The sequence below is a fragment of the Acidovorax sp. Leaf191 genome (genome assembly GCF_001424425.1).
Lineage (GTDB): Bacteria > Pseudomonadota > Gammaproteobacteria > Burkholderiales > Burkholderiaceae_C > Acidovorax.
In genome coordinates this window covers 303,627-322,082 of sequence record NZ_LMPT01000012.1, presented here as the reverse complement: position 1 = coordinate 322,082, position 18,456 = coordinate 303,627, and the positions used below count along the sequence as shown (strand labels likewise).

Here is an 18,456-nt window from a genome sequence, read left to right as displayed (position 1 = left end):
GAAGGCGCTGTGAGCGCGCGGCAGGGTCGCGCGGCCGCAGGCACGTGCGTGAGGGTCTGCATGGACCGGAGCGCGCGCCGTGTGTGCGCGAATCCGGGTTTTCGGCTGCAGGGCGCGCAGATACACTCGGATGGCCGCAGCGCCGCGCCGTGCGCCACCCTTGCCTCCCATGACCCTGTCCCAAAGCCTCTTCGTGATCGGGCTGCTGATTGCAGCCAGCGCCTTCTTTTCCATGGCCGAAATTTCGCTGGCGGCCGCACGCCGGCTGCGCCTGCGGCAGATGGCGGACGAGGGCGACTCGCGGGCGGACCGCGTGCTGCGCATGCAGGAGCAGCCGGGCGACTACTTCACGGTGGTGCAGGTGGGGCAGAACGCGGTGGCCATCCTGGGCGGTATCGTCGGCGAAGGGGCGCTGAGCCCCCACTTCACCGCACTGTTCGAGCTGTGGCTGTCGGACAAGACGGCGCAGACCACCGGGTTCCTGGCGTCGTTCGCGGTCATCACCTCGCTGTTCATCCTGTTTGCCGACCTGTTCCCCAAGCGCCTGGGCATGGCCGAGCCCGAACGCATGGTGGTGCGCCTGGCGCAGCCCATGGCGTGGTGCATGACGCTGCTGCGCCCGGTGGTGTGGCTCTACAGCCGCAGCGCGGATGCGCTGTTTCGGGTGCTGGGCCTGTCGTCGCTGCGGGACGACCGCATCACCTCCGACGATATCCTGGCCATGATGGAAGCCGGCGCCCGCGCGGGGGTGCTGGCGGCGCGCGAGCAGCAGGTCATCACCAATGTGTTCGAGCTCGATACCCGCATGGTCTCGAGCGCCATGTCGCCGCGCGACCGCATCGCGTTCTTTCTGCGCGACGAACCCGACTCCGTCATCCGCCTGCGCATTGCGGCCGAGCCGTTTTCGACCTACCCGGTGTGCGAGGGCGACATCGACCATGTGGTGGGCTATGTGGACGCGAAGGACCTGTTCCAGCGCGTGCTGAACAACCAGCCCATCTCGCTGGCGGACGACAGCCTGGTGCGCAAGGTACTCATCGTGCCCGACCGGCTCACGCTGTCCGAGGTGCTGGAGCAGTTCCGCCAGGTGCACGAGGATTTCGCGCTGATCGTGAATGAGTACAGCCTGGTGGTGGGCGTGGTCACCCTCAACGACGTGATGAGCACGGTGATGGGCGATCTGGTGGTGGGCCCGGCGGACGAGGAACAGATCGTGCGCCGCGATGAGAACTCGTGGCTCATCGACGGCGTGACGCCGGTGCAGGACGTGCTGCACGCCCTGTCGCTCGACGAGCTGCCCCATGCCGACGAATACGAGACGCTGGCCGGCTTCTTGATGGTGATGCTGCGCCGCGTGCCGCGCCGTACCGACAGCGTGAGCTGGGGCGGCTACAAGTTCGAGGTGCTGGACGTGGACAGCTACCGCATCGACCAGGTGATGGTGTCGCGCCTGGGCGTGCCGCAGGCCGATGCCGGCTTGGCGGCGCCGGTGGCCACGCCGGCCTTGGCAAAGGCCGAGGGCGGATCGACGGCGGTGGTGAGGTAGTTCTGGCCTGCCCTGCGCAGTCCTGCCGTGGCGAGGTCCGATGGGATACAAAATCGGCCACTGTCGCTTGATAGATGAGCGCCAGCAGCTATGAATAATATAGCAAACAGGTGGTTGCGCGTCTGCCGCCCATGCCCACCGTCAACGCCCCTTCCGTCCGACAAGCCGACCCCACGGTCGGCCACCGTCCATATCGGCTCAACCCGCAGGCAGCTGCGGCTTTTCGCCGAACAGCCAGTTGCGCTGTGCGCCGAACACCGCGTCCGGGTACGGCGAGCGTCCGCGGCTGCCGTTGTAGCGCCCCAGCGCCATGAACAGGTCGCCGCGCTCGCGGTCGATGTAGTGGCGCAGGATCACGCAGCCAAAGCGCAGATTGGTCTGCATGTGGAACAGCTTGCCGGCATCGCCGTCGCCGATCACGCGCGTCCAGAACGGCATCACCTGCATGTAGCCGCGTGCGCCCACGCTGGACACGGCGAACTTGCGAAACGCGCTCTCGACCTGCACCAGGCCGAGGACCAGCGACACATCCAGGCCCGCGCGCTTGGACTCGTACCAGACGGTCTGCAGGAAGTCGCGGCGGATCTCCCACTCGGGCTTGCGGCGGCGCAGCCGGTCGCTCATGGTGCCGAGCCAGCGCAGGTAGTGGATGCGCGCCTCGGTGGAGAAGAACTCGGGCTCGGGGGGCGCCTGGTTGGCGATGGCGGAGCTGAGCGCCGTGCGCACCGAGTCCATGAGCGGCTCTTCCAGCTGCCCGCCCGCATGCGCTGCCTGCGGTGCCGCCAGCCAGCCCGCAGGCGCCGCCAGGGACGAGGCCGCCAGCAGCCAGCCACGGCGCGAAACACCTTGCGGCACACCCTGCGGCATGTTTTGAGAAACGTTCTGGGACACGCCTCGCGACAACAGCCCTTCTGCAGGCGTGCGCAGGCCGTCATCAGCACCTACAACCCAGCGCGGGCTCATGGCGCCATGCGGCCCTTCACGTGGGCCAGTATGTCTGCCACAGCCACCTTGGTGGCCGCCGTGTCGCGGCGGTGCTGGTACTCGACCACGCCTTCCTTGAGGCTCTTGTCCCCAATGGTCACGCGGTGCGGCACACCGATCAGCTCCCAGTCGGCGAACATGGCGCCGGGGCGCTCGCCGCGGTCGTCCAGGATCACGTCCACACCGTCAGCCAGCAGGTCGGCATAGAGCTGCTCGGCAGCGGCCTTGACCGGCTCGCTGCGGTCCATGCCCACGGGGCAGATGACCAGGGTGAACGGCGCAATCGCGTCGGGCCAGATGATGCCGCGCTCGTCGTGGTTCTGCTCGATGGCCGCCGCGGGCAGGCGCGTGACACCGATGCCGTAGCAGCCCATCTCGAAGAATGCAGGCTTGCCGTCGTCGCCCAGGAACGTGGCGTTCATGCCCTTGCTGTACTTGGTGCCCAGGTAGAACACGTGGCCCACCTCGATGCCGCGCTCGATGGCCAGCTCGCCCTTGCCGTCGGGCGACAGGTCGCCCGCCACGACGTTGCGGATGTCGGCGATGGCGTCGGGCTCGGGCAGGTCGCGGCCCCAGTTGACGCCGGTGATGTGGAAGTCCACTTCGTTGGCGCCGCAGATCCAGTCGGCCATGACGGCGACTTCCCGGTCTGCCACGATCTTCAGGGGCTTCTTCAGGCCGATGGGGCCCAGGTAGCCGGGCTTGCAGCCGAAGTGCTCTTCGATCTCGGTGAGGGTGGCAAAGCGGAAGTTCGCATCGAGCCCCGGCACCTTGGAGACCTTGATCTCGTTCATGTCGTGGTCGCCGCGCAGCAGCAGCAGCCAGACCTGGCTCCGGGCGATCTCGCCGGCCTCGTTGGTTTCGTCGGTGGCCAGCACCAGCGACTTCACCGTGGTCTTGAGCGGCACACCCAGCAGCTCCGCCACGTCGGCGCAGGTGGCCTTGCCGGGCGTAGGCGTCTTTTCCATTGCCTTGGCAGGCGCGGGGCGGGGACCGGCAGGCGCCAGCGCCTCGGCCTTTTCCATGTTGGCGGCGTAGTCGCTGGCGGGGCAGTAGACGATGGCGTCTTCGCCGGTGGCAGCGATCACCTGGAACTCTTCGGACAGGTCGCCCCCGATGGCACCGCTGTCGGCCGCCACGGCGCGGTAGGTCAGCCCGAAGCGGTCGAAGATCTGGCGGTAGGCCTTGGCCATGACCTGGTAGCTGGCCTTGGCGGCCGTCTGGTCCTTGTCGAAGCTGTAGGCGTCCTTCATGATGAATTCACGCCCGCGCATCAGGCCGAAGCGCGGGCGGCGCTCGTCGCGGAACTTGGTCTGGATCTGGTAGAAATTCTTGGGCAGCTGCTTGTAGCTCTTGAGCTCCTGGCGAGCGATGTCAGTGACCACTTCTTCGCTGGTGGGCTGCACGACGAAGTCCCGGCCATGGCGGTCCTGGATGCGCAGCAGCTCGGGGCCCATCTTCTCGAACCGGCCCGTCTCCTGCCAGAACTCGGCGGGCTGCACCACGGGCATGGTCAGCTCCACAGCGCCCGCGCGGTTCATCTCTTCGCGCACGATCGCCTCGACCTTGCGGATCACCCGCAGGCCCATCGGCATGTAGTTGTAGATACCCGCGCCGAGCTTCTTGATCATGCCCGCCCGCGTCATGAGCTTGTGGCTGACCACTTCGGCATCCGCCGGAGCTTCCTTCAAGGTGGAAATAAAGAACTGGGAGGCTTTCATCGGGATCGATTTCGGGCAGAAGGGAGCAGCCCACTTGCCGCACGCTAGGCGCCGTGCATAATGGACACAGTTTAAAAATTGGGGTTTGATTATGCTTGACCGGGACGGCTTTCGGCCGAACGTCGGCATCATCCTGCTCAACCAGAAGAACCAGGTGTTCTGGGGCAAGCGCATACGCACCCACAGCTGGCAGTTCCCGCAGGGCGGCATTGACCGGGGCGAAACCCCCGAGCAGGCCATGTTTCGAGAACTGCATGAAGAGGTGGGATTATTGCCCAATCACGTGCGCGTGGTGGCCCGCACCCGGGACTGGTTGCGCTACGAGGTGCCTGACCGGTACATACGCCGCGATGCGCGCGGACACTACAAAGGGCAGAAACAAATCTGGTACCTGCTGCAACTGATGGGCCACGACTGGGACTTGAACCTGCGTGCGACCAACCACCCGGAGTTCGACGCGTGGCGCTGGAACGACTATTGGGTGCCACTGGATGTGGTGGTCGAGTTCAAACGCGGCGTCTACGAAATGGCGCTGACGGAACTGGCCCGCTACCTGCCGCGCCACGAACAGCGCAACCGCTACCTGCGCAGCGGCATGCGCACCCGCGAGGGCGAGCATGCGGGGGCGATGTTCCGCACCGGTTCGATGCTGCTGAACCCGGGCATGGAACTGCCGCCTGGGGCCAGTTTCGATCCGGACCCGCAAAACAGCATGCCGGCGGAGCTGGATGCGCTGCCGCCAGGTCCGGTGACGACGGCACCGCGTTGAAAGGGTGATTGCTGCGCGATTGGGTGCTGTCGGTGCACCGATCCGCGGAAACAAAAAAAATGCCTGCATGTCCATCCATGCAGGCATTTTTTACTGGAGGGTTCGCAACACCTCGGACCGCAGGATCTCTGGACCTCAGTGCCAGCCCCCATGCGAAGTCCTACACGGTTGACAACCACCGGGGCCCTCTGTCCGATCGGGGCCACCGCGCCACTGAAAGTCAAAATCAGCGAGCGGGCTGCGTGGCCGCCAGCACCAGGTTGTCCCGGTGCACCATTTCCGCCTCGGCCACATAGCCCAGCAGCTTTTCGAACTCGCTCGACGGCTTGCGGCACAGCAGGCGCGCTTCGGCGGCCGCGTAGTTGGCCAGGCCTCGGGCGATCTCCACGCCAGACGCGTCGCGCACAGCAATGACATCGCCGCGCGAGAAGTGGCCTTCCACCGATACCATGCCGATGGGCAGCAGGCTCTTGCCCTCGTCGCGCACCTTGGTAGCCGCACCGGCATCCACCACCACGGCGCCGCGCATCTGCAAGTGGTCGGCCATCCATTGCTTGCGGGCCTGCTTCTTTTGCGTCTGGGCCACCAGCAGCGTGCCCAGGGCCTCGCCACTGACCAGGCGCACCAGCACGTCGGGCTCGCGGCCCCAGGCGATGACGGTGGAGGCCCCCGAGCCCGCCGCGCGCTTGGCCGCGAGGATCTTGGTGATCATGCCGCCCCGGCCGATGCTGGAGCCCGCGCCGCCGGCCATGGCCTCCAGCGCCAGGTCCCCCGCCTTGGCCTCGTGCACGAACTGCGCCGCAGGGTCGCGGCGCGGGTCGGCGGTGTACAGGCCCTTCTGGTCGGTGAGGATGATCAGGGCGTCGGCCTCGACCAGGTTGGCCACCAGCGCACCCAGGGTGTCGTTGTCGCCGAACTTGATCTCGTCGTTGACGACCGTGTCGTTCTCGTTGATGACGGGCACCACACCCAGGCGCAGCAGCGTCAGCAGGGTGGACCGGGCGTTCAGGTACCGCTCTCTGTCGGCCAGGTCGGCGTGGGTGAGCAGCACCTGTGCGCTGCCCATGCCCTGCTCGCGCAGCTTGGTCTCGTACATTTGCGCCAGGCCCATCTGCCCGACGGCGGCGGCCGCCTGCAGCTCGTGCACCTCGTGCGGCCGCGTGGTCCAGCCCAGGCGCTTCATGCCCTCGGCAATGGCGCCGCTGGAGACCATGATGACCTCGCGCGGCGCGCCGCCATCGCCCCGCACCAGGGCCGCCAGCTGGCGGCTCCACTCGCCAATCGCCCCCTCGTCCAGGCCACGGCCTTCGTTGGTCACAAGGCTGGAGCCGACCTTGACCACGATACGGCGGGCATCACGCAATACGCTGGAGACCATTTTTCATTGTGTTTTTGGCTTCTACCGCCTGTCCTGCAAGCGGCAGAAGCTATGAAATAGATAGCAACCCAAAAGCTGACGCTCGAATGCGCGTTGCCGCGCTTTCTTGAGATTTACTGCGGGGCGTCGCCCGCAAAGCGTGGATCGACTTCCACCGGCTCGTTCTCGATGCGCTGCTCGGACTGCACGTGACGGAAGATCGCATGGATCAGCGGCTCGCAACCCTCGCGCGTCAGGGCCGAAATCTCGAAGACCGGCCCCTTCCACTTGAAGCGCTTGACGAAGTCCTTCACCCGGGCTTCGCGCTCTTCCGCAGGCACCATGTCCAGTTTGTTCAGCACCAGCCAGCGCGGCTTGTTGTAGAGCTTTTGGTCGTACTTCTTGAGCTCGTTCACGATCGCCTTGGCCTGCGCCACCGGGTCGACCGCATCGTCGAAAGGCGCCAGGTCCACGATGTGCAGCAGCAGGCGGGTGCGCTGCAGATGGCGCAGGAACTGGTGCCCCAGGCCCGCACCTTCGGAGGCGCCTTCGATCAGGCCCGGAATGTCGGCGACCACGAAGCTTTGCTCCGGGCCCACGCGCACCACACCCAGGTTGGGGTGCAGCGTGGTGAAGGGGTAGTCGGCGATCTTGGGCCGAGCGTTGGAGACGGCCGTGATGAACGTCGACTTGCCGGCGTTGGGCATACCCAACAAACCCACATCGGCGAGCACCTTCAATTCGAGCTTGAGGTTCTTCTTTTCGCCGGGCCAGCCGGGCGTCTTTTGCCGCGGCGCGCGGTTGATGGCACTCTTGAAGCGCAGGTTGCCAAAGCCGCCGTCGCCGCCCTTGGCAATCGTGATCACGTCGCCCGGATTGAGCAGCTCGTAGAGCACCTCACCCGTTTCGGCATCGGTGATGATGGTGCCGACCGGCATCTTCAAGGTGATGTCGAAGCCTGCGGCACCGAACATGTCGGAGCCCATGCCGTGCTCGCCGCGCTTGGCTTCGTGCCGGCGCGAGTAGCGGTAGTCCACCAGGGTGTTGAGGTTCGGGTCCGCCACGGCGAACACATGGCCCCCACGTCCGCCGTCGCCCCCATTGGGGCCGCCGAATTCCTTGTATTTCTCGTGCCGGAAAGACACGCAGCCATTGCCGCCATCACCGGCAGCAATGTCAATAAAGGCTTCGTCGACGAACTTCATGGGATATCCAGTTTACAGAAGGAGGCGGCGCCGGCAGACCCCATCGGCCTGCCGTGTTTGCCTTGCGGCAAAGGCACCCCATTCAGGTGCGGCCCGCGGTAGCAGCCAGCGTCAGGCCGCCATCGTACAGACCAAATAACAAAGCCCCGACCAGGCGGGGCTTCGATGGTTGCCAGAGGAGAGCCTCAGGCAGCAGCAGTCACATTGACCGTTTGCTTGGACATTGCGCCCTTGGTGCCGAACGACACGTGGCCGTCGACCAGAGCGAACAACGTGTGGTCCTTGCCCACGCCGACATTGGTGCCGGGGTGGAAACGCGTGCCGCGTTGGCGCACGATGATGGAACCAGCGCTGATCAGTTCACCGCCATAGGCCTTGACACCCAGCATCTTTGGCTTGGAGTCACGCCCGTTTCGCGTAGAGCCGCCGCCTTTTTTCTGTGCCATGACTTAGCTCCTTGGATTAACCAGCGATCGCACCGATTTGCAGTTCCGTGAACTGCTGGCGATGGCCTTGGCGCTTCTGATAGTGCTTGCGACGGCGCATCTTGAAGATGCGAACCTTGTCGTGCTTGCCGTGGGCCACGACAGTGGCTACCACGGTTGCGCCGGACACCAGGGGTGTGCCAACCTTGAGTTCAGCGCCGTTGCCGACAGCCAGAACCTGGTCGATCACGATCTCCTGGCCTACGTCCGCAGCAATCTGTTCTACTTTAATTTTTTCGCCGGAAGCAACGCGATACTGCTTGCCGCCGGTTTTTATGACCGCGTACATGATGACCTCTTGATATGAGTTCTGCAGACGGATTTCCGCAGAGCCAGCGAGTATAGCGCACTGCACCCAAAAGCGCCAGCCCCTGCGCTTCGTCGGTATCCGGCACGCCGCACCCCGCCCAGAGGCACCCCGCGTCCTTCCTATAATCCGGGCACTTTCTGTGGCCACCATCTTGACTGACAACACCGCCTCTGCAGCCTCCCCCCTCCTGCTCGTTGCACAAGACATGCACGAGGTCGACAAGGTCATCGGCCAGCGACTGACGTCCAGCGTCCCCCTGGTGGCCCAGATCTCCCAGTACATCATTGCGGCCGGAGGCAAGCGCCTGCGGCCTGCGCTACTGCTCATGGTGTGCGGCGCACTCGGCTACCGCGGCGGCCATCGCCACAGCCTTGCCGCCGTGGTGGAGCTCATCCACACCGCGACACTGCTGCATGACGATGTCGTGGACGCATCCACCCTGCGCCGGGGCCGCCCCACTGCGAACGAGACTTTCGGCAACCCCGCCAGCGTGCTGGTGGGCGATTTCCTGCACACGCGCTCCTTCCAGATGATGGTCGAGGCCGGCAGCATGCGCATCATGGAGATCCTCTCCGAGGCCACCAATGTGATCGCCGAGGGCGAAGTGCTGCAGTTGATGAACATGCACGACGCGTCGCTCGATGAAGCAGGCTACCTGCGGGTCATCCGCTCCAAGACCGCCAAGCTGTTCGAGGCCAGCGCCCGTCTGGGCGCCGTGCTGGCCGACAGCCCCCCCGCCATCGAAGAGGCGTGCGCCACCTACGGGCAGGCGCTGGGAACCGCGTTCCAGATCATCGACGATGTGCTCGACTACGACGGCGACGCCGAGGAGATGGGCAAGAATCTGGGAGACGACCTGCGCGAGGGAAAATCCACGCTGCCCCTCATCGCTGCCATGCAGCGCGGCTCGGCCGAGCAGGCCCAAGTCGTGCGCACGGCGATCGAGGAAGGATCGACCGAACGACTGGCAGAGGTGGTGCAGATCGTGCGGGAGACTGGCGCCCTGGACGTCACCCGCGCCGCCGCGTTCGCAGAGGCACGGCGCGCCATCGCCGCCGCCGAGCAACTGCCTGGCAATGCCTACACGTCCGGATTGCTGGAATTGGCGGCACAATTGCTGGCACGGCGGCATTAAGGGATCAACACGCGCCTGCCCTCAGCAGGCCGTACGGGGTGTAGCTTAGCCTGGTAGAGCGCTACGTTCGGGACGTAGAGGCCGGAGGTTCGAATCCTCTCACCCCGACCATGATTTTTGATTTGGGAATGAGCGCCCATTGTGTGGCGCTGTTGCCAATACCCGGCGCTGTACACCCTGTACACGATCGGCGATGATAGGATGGTTTCTTTTCCAAACCTAACACATCCCCGGTTACATGGCCGCTGTTGATACTGCCCCCAAAGAAGCTTCTGCGGTGGCCCTCCCTGGACTGGGACGGGCGTTAATTTCTGCCGGCAAACTGACCCAAAAGCTGGCCGAGGATATTTACAAAAAATCACAAATCAGCCGGACGAGCTTTATCGCCGAGCTGACGGGTTCTGGCGCAGTCTCTGCCACCGATTTGGCCCACACGGTGTCGGCCGTGTTCGGCGCCCCCCTGCTGGACCTGGAGGCCATCGACCCCCTGCGCCTGCCCAAGGAACTGCTGGATCCCAAGATTTGTCAGGCTTACCGGGTCGTCGTTCTCAGTAAACGCAATAACCGGCTTATTGTTGCGACCGCGGACCCTACGGACCAGGAAGCTGCGGAGAAAATCAAGTTCACGACCCAGATGGGGGTGGACTGGATTATTGCGGAGTATGACAAACTCAGCCGATTGGTGGAATCCAGCAGCAAATCTGCAACCCAATCACTGGATGCACTGAACTCCACCGGCGGCGATTTTGAATTTGATGATGTCGCAGTCGAAGAAGCCCCCGACAACAACGACGCGGGCGCAGGCGGCGATGTCGAAGATGCTCCCATTGTCAAGTTCCTGCACAAGATGCTCCTGGACGCCTTCAACATGCGTGCGTCCGACTTGCATTTCGAGCCGTATGAACATCAGTACCGCGTGAGATTTCGCATCGATGGCGAGCTGCGTGAGATTGCGTCGCCGCCGATCGCCATCAAGGACAAGCTCGCCTCCCGCATCAAGGTGATATCCCGGCTGGACATCTCCGAAAAGCGCGTGCCCCAAGATGGAAAAATGAAACTCAAGGTCGGGCCGGACCGCGTCATCGATTTTCGGGTGAGTACGCTCCCGACATTGTTTGGCGAAAAGATCGTGATCCGTATCCTGGACCCCAGCAGCGCGAAGCTGGGTATTGATGCATTGGGCTACGAGCCGGAAGAGAAGGAGCGCCTGCTGCAGGCGATCAGCCGCCCGTACGGGATGATTCTCGTGACGGGACCTACGGGTTCCGGCAAAACGGTTTCGCTTTATACCTGCTTGAACCTGCTGAACAAGCCGGGCGTCAATATCGCCACGGCAGAAGATCCTTCGGAAATCAACCTTCCGGGTGTGAATCAGGTGAATGTCAATGACAAGGCAGGCCTCACCTTTGCAGTCGCGCTGAAATCCTTCTTGCGCCAGGATCCGGACATCATCATGGTGGGTGAAATTCGTGACCTGGAAACTGCCGATATTTCCATCAAGGCTGCACAGACGGGTCACTTGGTATTGTCCACACTGCACACCAATGATGCGCCCACCACATTGACACGGATGCGCAATATGGGCATTGCGCCCTTCAACATCGCGTCCAGCGTGATATTGATCACCGCACAGCGTCTTGCGCGCCGATTGTGCCCCGTATGCAAGGCACCGGCAGACATCCCGCATGAGGCTCTGGTGGAAGCTGGGTACCCGGAAGAGGACCTCGATGGCTCCTGGGTGACGTATCGTCCGGTGGGTTGTTCCGCCTGCAACAATGGGTATAAAGGCCGTGTTGGCATCTATCAAGTGATGCCCATCTCCGAAGATATTCAACGCATTATCTTGCGTGATGGCAGCGCCCTGGAAATCGCAGAACAGGCCAAACTCGAGGGGGTCAGGTCCCTCCGAGCATCTGGTCTGAACAAGGCAAAGTTGGGCTTCACCTCTGTGGAAGAGGTCCTTGCTGTCACCAACGAATAAGAGTAGAGGGATCATATGGCAACCGCTGCATCACGGGACATCAAAGAGTTTGTATTCGAATGGGAAGGCAAGGACCGCCACGGCAAGATCGTGCGCGGAGAAGTAAGAGCAGTCGGCGAAAATCAGGTCCAGGCCACCCTGCGGCGCCAAGGTGTCTTTCCGACAAAAATCAAAAAACGCCGGATGAGGTCCGGCAAGAAAATCAAGCCGAAAGACATTGCACTGTTTACGCGGCAACTTGCAACCATGATGAAGGCGGGTGTTCCGCTTCTTCAATCCTTTGACATTGTTGGGCGAGGCAATACAAATGCCAGCGTCACCAAACTGCTCAACGACATACGTCTGGATGTTGAAACAGGTACTTCTTTGAATGCTGCATTTCGCAAGCACCCGATGTACTTTGACAACCTTTATTGCAACCTGGTGGAGGCTGGGGAGGCAGCAGGTATTCTTGAAGCACTTCTCGATAGGCTTGCCAGCTACATGGAGAAAACCGAAGCCATCAAGTCGAAGATTAAATCTGCCTTGATGTATCCAATATCTGTGATTATTGTGGCTTTTGTAGTGGTTGCAGTGATCATGATTTTCGTGATTCCAGCATTCAAGGAAGTCTTTACATCATTCGGAGCTGATCTGCCTGCTCCCACCTTGTTTGTAATGGCAGTTAGTGAAATATTTGTGAAGTGGTGGTGGTTGATCTTTGGCTCTATTGGAGCTGGCTTCTTCTTTTTCATGCAAGCATGGAAAAGAAACGAAAAGATGCAAATGTTCATGGATCGGATACTGCTCAAGGTACCGATTTTTGGTGCCCTGATCGACAAATCCTGCGTGGCACGCTGGACTCGAACACTGGCAACCATGTTTGCGGCAGGGGTGCCTCTGGTGGAAGCATTGGACTCGGTAGGGGGCGCATCAGGAAACTCTGTTTACTCAATGGCCACTGAGAAGATTCAGCAAGAAGTATCTACAGGAACCAGCCTGACCGCGGCAATGGGCAATGCCAATATTTTTCCTTCCATGGTCCTTCAGATGTGCGCAATCGGCGAAGAATCCGGCTCCATCGACCACATGCTCGGTAAAGCAGCCGATTTTTACGAAGCTGAAGTTGATGAAATGGTCGCGGGCTTGTCCAGCCTGATGGAACCTATCATCATCGTTTTCCTGGGCACTCTGATCGGCGGCATCGTGGTATCGATGTACCTGCCCATCTTCAAACTGGGCCAAGTCGTCTGATGGAGATGGAAGTTTGGCTCAACGCAGGACTCGGCGGAATATTCGGACTGTTGATCGGAAGCTTCCTCAACGTAGTCATCTATCGGCTCCCGAAGATGATGGAGCGGCAATGGGCTGCTGAACTCGCGTCGATGGCTGCAGGTGCTGACGACTCCCTGCAGGGCGACGCGGTCGCGGAGCAGCAGCAACCCGCGTTCAACCTCATGACCCCACGGTCCCGCTGCCCTGCATGCGGGCACGAGGTGCAGTGGTTCGAGAACATTCCTGTCCTGAGCTACCTCTTCCTGCGTGGCCGGTGTTCGGCGTGCAAGGTCCGCATCTCGGTCCGGTACCCGCTGGTGGAACTGGCCACCGGCGCGCTGTTCTTCTTCTGCATCCAGCGCTGGGGTGTGACCCCCACCGGTATCGCATGGTGCGGCTTTTCCGCGGCGTTGGTGGCCCTCGCGCTCATCGACTGGGACACCACACTCCTCCCGGATGACATCACCCTGCCCTTGCTGTGGGCAGGCCTGCTGGCGTCGTCCCTGCAATGGACCGACGTGACGCTGCAGGCGTCCGTGGCGGGTGCCGCTGCGGGCTATCTTTCGCTGTGGCTGGTGTACTGGGGTTTCAAGCTGGCGACGGGCAAGGAGGGCATGGGCTACGGCGATTTCAAGCTTTTTGCCGCTTTGGGCGCGTGGTTTGGCTGGCAGGCGCTGGTGCCCATCATCCTGATGTCGTCGGTCATCGGCGCCATCATCGGCATTGGCATGAAGATGTCCAGCGGCCTGCGCGAGGGTGGGTACGTGCCCTTTGGGCCTTTTCTGGTCGGTGCCGGGTTTACCGCGATGGTCTTCGGGCCCCAGGCCATTCTTCAGGCGGTGCTGAAGCTCTTCGGCCTGTAGCACACACCCATGACCCACCGCAACCACCGCCCAGTGCGCCTGGGCCTGACTGGCGGCATAGGCAGCGGCAAGAGCACGGTGGGCCACTTCTGGCAAGCGCAAGGTGCTGCGCTCATCGATGCGGACCAGATTGCGCGGGATGTCACGGGGCCGCAAGGGGCCGCCATGCCGGCCATCGCAGCCGCTTTTGGCAGCGATTTTGTCGACACGGCGACGGGCGCGCTGGACCGCACGCGCATGCGGGCGCTCGCGTTCACCCGGCCGGAGGCCCGGGCCCAGCTGGAGGGCATCGTCCACCCCCTGGTCACGCTGCACAGCAATCTCATGGCGCAGCAGGCGGCCGACGCTGGCCGCCCGCTGATCGTGTTCGATATTCCCCTGCTGGCGGAGTCGGGGCGGTGGGCGGGCCGCCTCGATGCGGTCGTGGTGGTGGATTGCGCGGCCGAAACGCAGGTCGCCCGCGTGATGCGGCGCAGCGGGCTGAGCCGCGAAACCGTCGAAGGCATCATCGCCTCCCAGGCCAGCAGGACCGCTCGCCGTGCGGTGGCCGATGCGATCATCGCCAATGACGCAGACTGCACGCTCGACCAGCTCCACGAGCAGGCACGGCAGACAGCAGCATTGTTCGGGCTATGATGCGGGAGAAACCGTTTGTGCTTTCACCCCCTGCCGTGCGCCACCGGCGTCAGAATACTCCCTGAGCCCCCAGGAACCCGCCAGCGTGATCCTTTACGAATATCCCTTCAACGAGCGCCTGCGCACCTACCTGCGGCTGGAGCAGCTCTTTCGGCGCCTGGGGGAATTGATCCCCCGTGCCCACGCTCTGGACCACCACTTCGCACTGGTCACGATCTTCGAGATCATGGACGTGGCCGCGCGGGCGGACCTGAAGGCCGATGTTCTCAAGGACATCGAAAAACACAAGCACCAGCTCGACAGCTACCGCGGCAACCCCTCGATTTCCGAGGCAGCGCTCGATGCGGTGATCGCGCAGCTGGACCGCTGCTTCAACGCGCTCAATACCCAGTCGGGCAAGTCGGGCCACGTGCTGACCGAGAACGACTGGCTGATGAGCATCCGCAGCCGCGTGGGCATTCCGGGCGGCACCTGCGGGTTCGACCTGCCGGCTTACTACGCCTGGCAGCACAATCCGCCGGCCCAGCGCCAGGAAGCCCTGGAGCAGTGGGCGTCCACCCTGGCTCCGCTGGCCGAATCCATTTATGTATTGCTCAAGCTGCTGCGCGACTCCGGCGTGCCGCAGAAGGTGGCGGCCGAGCGCGGCCAGTTCCAGCAGAACCTGCCGCAGGGCCGCACGTTCCAGTTGCTGCGCCTGCGCATCGACCCCGGCCTGAACCTGATCCCCGAGATCAGCGGCAACCGCCTGATCGTGTCGGTGCGCCTCATGCGGCTGGAAGAAGATGCCCGGCTGCACGCCAGCAACGAGGATGCAGCCTTCGAGCTGACCCTGTGCGCTTGATCCCGGGCTGGCACTGCCTGTGATGTGAGGATGACGAAGAAGATGGCCCCCACCCCCCGCCCCCAGACGACGGGCACCCCCCAGGAACGCATCGTGGTGTGCCCCAGCTGCGGCGGCGACAGCGTGTACAGCCCCGCCAATGCCTACCGGCCCTTCTGCAGCGAACGCTGCAAGCAGGTGGACCTGGGTGCCTGGGCCAGCGAGGACTTCCGCATGCCTGCAGAAGCCCCACCGGGCGATGCCCAGTACGGCGACCCGCGCACGGAGCACTGACAACCGGCCCGACTGACAGGCCGGTGGCGCGGCTGTTTGGACACCACCCAGCAATGCTGGGCATGAAAACGCCCGCTACCGCGCACCAGTCAAGCCCCGCAAGCTATTATTTCAGTAGCGTCACGCAGCGGGCGGCGGTGTGAAGGACAGACCGCGCTCTTCGGCCAGCCATTGCAGCACCGGATAGGCTCCAGGCAAAACAGGAGCGACCGTCAGCGGCATCTGCTGCCAAGCCATCGCCTGGCCCTCACGCATCTCGAAGTCGCCGCTCCACGCCCACACCTTGCACCAGTGCAGGCGCACCAGCGCGTGGGGGTAGTCGTGCTCCGTGACCTTCCACACGACCGCCGGGCCGATGGTGACGCCCAACTCTTCGATGAGTTCACGGCGCAGAGCCTGCTCCACGGTCTCGCCTGCTTCGAGCTTGCCGCCTGGAAACTCCCAATAGCCGGCATACGGTTTGCCCGCCGGACGGGTCGACAGCAGCAGGGCGCCGTCGGCGCGCACCAGGATGCCGACGGCGACCTCGGTGTGTTGGCGCTCCTCAGCCATGGCAATCCCTTTCACCGCCGCGCCATGGCGTGGCACCCGCCAGGCCGATAGCAGCCACCAGGCACAGGCACAGGGTGCTTCCACAGCCTGCGAGGGGCCACGGCGCCGATGCTGCCGATGCCCCCTGCGACGAAGCAACCGCCCGGGCCGCGACTCCGGTGCACCGGTATGACACCAGCCCCTTCATGCCCGCCCCGCATGGTCGCGCGCAAACTGGTAGGCCACGCGCCCGCTGCGCGAGCCGCGCTCCAGTGCCCAGACCAGCGCCTGGGGCCGCGCCGCGGTGATAGCGTCTGCAGACACGCCCAGCGACGACAGCCATTGCGCGACGATGGCGAGGTATTCCTCCTGGCTGAAGGGATAGAAGCTCACCCACAGGCCAAACCGTTCCGACAGCGAGATCTTCTCCTCCACCACTTCGCCCGGGTGCACTTCGCCGTCCTCGGTATGGGTGTAGGTGAGGTTTTCCTTCATGTATTCGGGCAGCAGATGGCGGCGGTTGCTGGTGGCGTAGATCAGCACATTGGGCGTGGACGCGGCCACCGACCCGTCCAGAATGGACTTGAGCGCCTTGTAGCCCGGTTCGCCGTCTTCAAAGCTCAGGTCGTCGCAAAAGACGATGAACTTCTCGGGGCGGCCGGCCACCACGTCGACGATGTCCGGGAGGTCGACAAGGTCCGCCTTGTCCACTTCGATCAAGCGCAGGCCCTCGGGCGCGTAGGTGTTGAGGCAGGCCTTGATGAGCGACGACTTGCCGGTACCGCGCGCGCCCGTCAGCAGCACGTTGTTGGCCGGGCGGCCCTGCACGAACTGCTGCGTGTTGCGCTCGATCTTTTCCTTTTGCGCATCGATCTCCTTCAGGTCCGACAGCGCCATGGCCGCCACATGGCGCACCGGCTCCAGGGTGCCGTGGCCGCTGCTGCGCTTGCGGTAGCGCCAGGCGATGGCCTGCGACCAGTCAGGCGCCCCCAAAGGCTGGGGCAGCACGGACTCGATGCGGGCGATGAGTTGCTCGGCCCGCTCGATCAGATGTTCAAATTTTTCGTTCATTTCTGGCACCTGGCGCTTGAACCACAAGCGCGAGCAGCTATTAAATCGATAGCATCCTGAATCCGCAGGCCTGCAAGCACGCTGGCAAGCAAAGAAGCAAGCAACCAGGTAAGCACGAAGCAGTGCTTCGTCGCCCGGGCCTGCGATGCGCCCCATGCCGGCATACCGGCATACCGGCACACCGGCATCGGGGCGCCCTGCTGGATCAAGACCGGTAGTCGGCGTTGATCGTCACGTAATCGTGGCTGAAGTCGCAGGTCCATACCGTGTCGGCCTCGTCGCCACGGCCCAGCAGCACCCGCACCGTGATCTCGCTTTGCTTCATCACGCGCTGGCCGTCCTCTTCGCGGTAGGCCGGGTTGCGCCCGCCCTGGATGGCCACATGCACGTCGTCCAGGTACAGGTCGATGCCAGTCTGGTCGAGGTCGTCGATGCCCGCATAGCCCACGGCCGCCAGAATGCGGCCGAGGTTGGGGTCGCTGGCGTAGAACGCCGTCTTGACCAGCGGCGAGTGGGCGATGGCATACGCCACCTTGCGGCACTCCTCGCCCGTCTTGCCGCCTTCCACGCGCACGGTGATGAACTTGGTGGCACCCTCGCCGTCGCGCACGATGGCCTGGGCGAGCTGTTGCGATACGGCCAGCATGGCCGCCTTCAGGGCCTGGCCCTCGGGGCTGGCGAGCGACGTGATGGGCGCGTGTGCGGCCTTGTTGGTCGCCACCACCACGAACGAGTCGTTGGTCGAGGTGTCGCCGTCGATGGTCACGCGGTTGAAGGACCCGTCGGCCAGCTCGCGGGCCAGCTGCTGCATCAGGGCAGGGGCCACACAGGCGTCCGTGGCCATGAAGCCGAGCATGGTGGCCATGTTGGGCCGGATCATGCCCGCGCCCTTGCTGATGCCTGTGATGGACACCGTGGCGCCGCCGATCTGCACCTGGGCAGAAAACGCCTTGGGCAGCGTGTCGGTCGTCATGATGCCTTCGGCCGCGCGGGCCCAGTGGCCCGGCTGTGCGTCGGCGATGGCCGCAGGCAGGCCGGCTTCGATGCGGTCATGGGGCAGGGGCTCCATGATCACGCCGGTCGAAAACGGCAGGATCTGCTCGGGCGCCACGCTCAGCTGGCGCGCCAGGGCAATGCAGGTCGCGCGCGCACGCGCCAGGCCGTCAGCGCCCGTGCCGGCGTTGGCGTTGCCGGTGTTGATCAGCATCGCGCGGATCGGTTGGCCGCTGGCCAGGTGGTCGCGGCTGATCTGCACCGGCGCCGCGCAAAATCGGTTCTGCGTGAACACGCCAGCCACGCTGGCTCCCTCGTCCAGCAGGAAGACGGTGAGGTCCTTGCGGTTGGCTTTGCGGACGCCGGCTTCGGCCACACCGATGCGCACGCCGGCGATCGGATGCAGGTCGGCGGCAACGGGGGCAACGAGATTCACAGGCATGGGGTCTGGGCCTTTCTATCTGGAAGAAGGAGACGGATGCGGCACGGGCCAGTTGCCCG

General features: G+C 63.8%; 18 protein-coding genes and 1 tRNA gene. 10 read left to right on the top strand and 9 right to left on the bottom strand.

Annotated features, from left to right (window positions below; all coding sequences use genetic code 11):
* The first annotated feature begins 169 nt into the window (after positions 1 to 169).
* Positions 170 to 1,546, top strand: coding sequence for a hemolysin family protein (locus ASG27_RS10020; RefSeq protein WP_056415493.1), 1,377 nt, complete (start codon positions 170 to 172; stop codon positions 1,544 to 1,546).
* Between the two features lie 198 nt (positions 1,547 to 1,744).
* Here the strand turns inward: ASG27_RS10020 and ASG27_RS10015 are convergent, their stop codons facing one another.
* Positions 1,745 to 2,413, bottom strand: a complete 669-nt coding sequence (locus ASG27_RS10015) for a lytic transglycosylase domain-containing protein (protein ID WP_056415492.1) — start codon at positions 2,411 to 2,413, stop codon at positions 1,745 to 1,747.
* Positions 2,414 to 2,505: 92 nt separating this feature from the next.
* Complete coding sequence (locus ASG27_RS10010; protein WP_056415489.1) at positions 2,506 to 4,251, bottom strand: proline--tRNA ligase; 1,746 nt, start codon at positions 4,249 to 4,251, stop codon at positions 2,506 to 2,508.
* Between the two features lie 91 nt (positions 4,252 to 4,342).
* On the opposite strand from ASG27_RS10010, the gene ASG27_RS10005 reads away from it, so the two are divergent.
* Complete coding sequence (locus ASG27_RS10005; protein ID WP_056161269.1) at positions 4,343 to 5,020, top strand: RNA pyrophosphohydrolase; 678 nt, start codon at positions 4,343 to 4,345, stop codon at positions 5,018 to 5,020.
* Between the two features lie 226 nt (positions 5,021 to 5,246).
* Here the strand turns inward: ASG27_RS10005 and proB are convergent, their stop codons facing one another.
* From proB to rplU, 4 genes are all read right to left on the bottom strand, one after another.
* Positions 5,247 to 6,398, bottom strand: coding sequence for a glutamate 5-kinase (proB, locus tag ASG27_RS10000; RefSeq protein ID WP_056415488.1), 1,152 nt, complete (start codon positions 6,396 to 6,398; stop codon positions 5,247 to 5,249).
* Between the two features lie 113 nt (positions 6,399 to 6,511).
* Positions 6,512 to 7,582 (bottom strand): Obg family GTPase CgtA, encoded by a 1,071-nt coding sequence (cgtA, locus tag ASG27_RS09995; RefSeq protein ID WP_056415485.1) that lies wholly within the window; start codon positions 7,580 to 7,582, stop codon positions 6,512 to 6,514.
* 185 nt (positions 7,583 to 7,767) lie between these two features.
* Positions 7,768 to 8,028, bottom strand: a complete 261-nt coding sequence (gene rpmA / locus ASG27_RS09990) for a 50S ribosomal protein L27 (RefSeq protein WP_056415482.1) — start codon at positions 8,026 to 8,028, stop codon at positions 7,768 to 7,770.
* Positions 8,029 to 8,044: 16 nt separating this feature from the next.
* Entirely contained in the window at positions 8,045 to 8,356 is a 312-nt protein-coding gene (rplU, locus tag ASG27_RS09985; protein WP_056162434.1) for a 50S ribosomal protein L21, read from the bottom strand.
* Between the two features lie 226 nt (positions 8,357 to 8,582).
* Between rplU and ASG27_RS09980 the strand changes: the two genes are divergently transcribed.
* The 8 genes from ASG27_RS09980 to ASG27_RS09945 all read left to right on the top strand — a co-directional run bounded on the left by ASG27_RS09980 (position 8,583) and on the right by ASG27_RS09945 (position 15,360).
* On the top strand, positions 8,583 to 9,512 hold the full coding sequence (locus ASG27_RS09980; RefSeq protein ID WP_056416325.1) for a polyprenyl synthetase family protein: 930 nt from the start codon (positions 8,583 to 8,585) through the stop codon (positions 9,510 to 9,512).
* A gap of 34 nt (positions 9,513 to 9,546) precedes the next feature.
* Positions 9,547 to 9,623: transfer RNA gene (locus tag ASG27_RS09975), tRNA-Pro, on the top strand.
* A 127-nt stretch (positions 9,624 to 9,750) separates the two neighbouring features.
* Positions 9,751 to 11,493, top strand: coding sequence for a type IV-A pilus assembly ATPase PilB (pilB, locus tag ASG27_RS09970; protein WP_056415480.1), 1,743 nt, complete (start codon positions 9,751 to 9,753; stop codon positions 11,491 to 11,493).
* Between the two features lie 15 nt (positions 11,494 to 11,508).
* Positions 11,509 to 12,726 (top strand): type II secretion system F family protein, encoded by a 1,218-nt coding sequence (locus ASG27_RS09965; RefSeq protein ID WP_056415477.1) that lies wholly within the window; start codon positions 11,509 to 11,511, stop codon positions 12,724 to 12,726.
* Positions 12,726 to 13,610 carry a prepilin peptidase gene (locus tag ASG27_RS09960; RefSeq protein WP_056415475.1) on the top strand — a complete coding sequence of 295 codons (885 nt, stop codon included), beginning with the start codon at positions 12,726 to 12,728 and terminating at the stop codon, positions 13,608 to 13,610. Before ASG27_RS09965 ends, ASG27_RS09960 begins: the two co-directional genes overlap by 1 nt.
* Before the next feature lie 9 nt (positions 13,611 to 13,619).
* Positions 13,620 to 14,246: a dephospho-CoA kinase gene (coaE, locus tag ASG27_RS09955; protein ID WP_056415472.1), complete on the top strand. Its 627-nt coding sequence runs from the start codon at positions 13,620 to 13,622 to the stop codon at positions 14,244 to 14,246.
* Between the two features lie 85 nt (positions 14,247 to 14,331).
* Positions 14,332 to 15,087 (top strand): cell division protein ZapD, encoded by a 756-nt coding sequence (zapD, locus tag ASG27_RS09950; RefSeq protein ID WP_056415470.1) that lies wholly within the window; start codon positions 14,332 to 14,334, stop codon positions 15,085 to 15,087.
* A gap of 42 nt (positions 15,088 to 15,129) precedes the next feature.
* Positions 15,130 to 15,360: a DNA gyrase inhibitor YacG gene (locus ASG27_RS09945; protein ID WP_056416322.1), complete on the top strand. Its 231-nt coding sequence runs from the start codon at positions 15,130 to 15,132 to the stop codon at positions 15,358 to 15,360.
* Between the two features lie 120 nt (positions 15,361 to 15,480).
* Here the strand turns inward: ASG27_RS09945 and ASG27_RS09940 are convergent, their stop codons facing one another.
* From ASG27_RS09940 to argJ, 3 genes are all read right to left on the bottom strand, one after another.
* On the bottom strand, positions 15,481 to 15,912 hold the full coding sequence (locus tag ASG27_RS09940) for an NUDIX domain-containing protein (protein WP_056415467.1): 432 nt from the start codon (positions 15,910 to 15,912) through the stop codon (positions 15,481 to 15,483).
* 183 nt (positions 15,913 to 16,095) lie between these two features.
* Entirely contained in the window at positions 16,096 to 16,962 is an 867-nt protein-coding gene (locus ASG27_RS09935; protein WP_056416319.1) for an ATP-binding protein, read from the bottom strand.
* Positions 16,963 to 17,167: 205 nt separating this feature from the next.
* Positions 17,168 to 18,397: a bifunctional glutamate N-acetyltransferase/amino-acid acetyltransferase ArgJ gene (gene argJ / locus ASG27_RS09930; protein ID WP_056415464.1), complete on the bottom strand. Its 1,230-nt coding sequence runs from the start codon at positions 18,395 to 18,397 to the stop codon at positions 17,168 to 17,170.
* Between the last annotated feature and the right edge of the window lie 59 nt (positions 18,398 to 18,456).

Coding starts and splice junctions, on each gene's coding strand:
- ASG27_RS10020 (WP_056415493.1), top strand. CDS start 170: ATGACCCTGTCCCAAAGCCTCTTCGTGATCGGGCTGCTGATTGCAGCC.
- ASG27_RS10015 (WP_056415492.1), bottom strand. CDS start 2,413: ATGCCGCAGGGTGTGCCGCAAGGTGTTTCGCGCCGTGGCTGGCTGCTG.
- ASG27_RS10010 (WP_056415489.1), bottom strand. CDS start 4,251: ATGAAAGCCTCCCAGTTCTTTATTTCCACCTTGAAGGAAGCTCCGGCG.
- ASG27_RS10005 (WP_056161269.1), top strand. CDS start 4,343: ATGCTTGACCGGGACGGCTTTCGGCCGAACGTCGGCATCATCCTGCTC.
- proB (WP_056415488.1), bottom strand. CDS start 6,398: ATGGTCTCCAGCGTATTGCGTGATGCCCGCCGTATCGTGGTCAAGGTC.
- cgtA (WP_056415485.1), bottom strand. CDS start 7,582: ATGAAGTTCGTCGACGAAGCCTTTATTGACATTGCTGCCGGTGATGGC.
- rpmA (WP_056415482.1), bottom strand. CDS start 8,028: ATGGCACAGAAAAAAGGCGGCGGCTCTACGCGAAACGGGCGTGACTCC.
- rplU (WP_056162434.1), bottom strand. CDS start 8,356: ATGTACGCGGTCATAAAAACCGGCGGCAAGCAGTATCGCGTTGCTTCC.
- ASG27_RS09980 (WP_056416325.1), top strand. CDS start 8,583: ATGCACGAGGTCGACAAGGTCATCGGCCAGCGACTGACGTCCAGCGTC.
- pilB (WP_056415480.1), top strand. CDS start 9,751: ATGGCCGCTGTTGATACTGCCCCCAAAGAAGCTTCTGCGGTGGCCCTC.
- ASG27_RS09965 (WP_056415477.1), top strand. CDS start 11,509: ATGGCAACCGCTGCATCACGGGACATCAAAGAGTTTGTATTCGAATGG.
- ASG27_RS09960 (WP_056415475.1), top strand. CDS start 12,726: ATGGAGATGGAAGTTTGGCTCAACGCAGGACTCGGCGGAATATTCGGA.
- coaE (WP_056415472.1), top strand. CDS start 13,620: ATGACCCACCGCAACCACCGCCCAGTGCGCCTGGGCCTGACTGGCGGC.
- ASG27_RS09945 (WP_056416322.1), top strand. CDS start 15,130: ATGGCCCCCACCCCCCGCCCCCAGACGACGGGCACCCCCCAGGAACGC.
- ASG27_RS09940 (WP_056415467.1), bottom strand. CDS start 15,912: ATGGCTGAGGAGCGCCAACACACCGAGGTCGCCGTCGGCATCCTGGTG.
- ASG27_RS09935 (WP_056416319.1), bottom strand. CDS start 16,962: ATGAACGAAAAATTTGAACATCTGATCGAGCGGGCCGAGCAACTCATC.
- argJ (WP_056415464.1), bottom strand. CDS start 18,397: ATGCCTGTGAATCTCGTTGCCCCCGTTGCCGCCGACCTGCATCCGATC.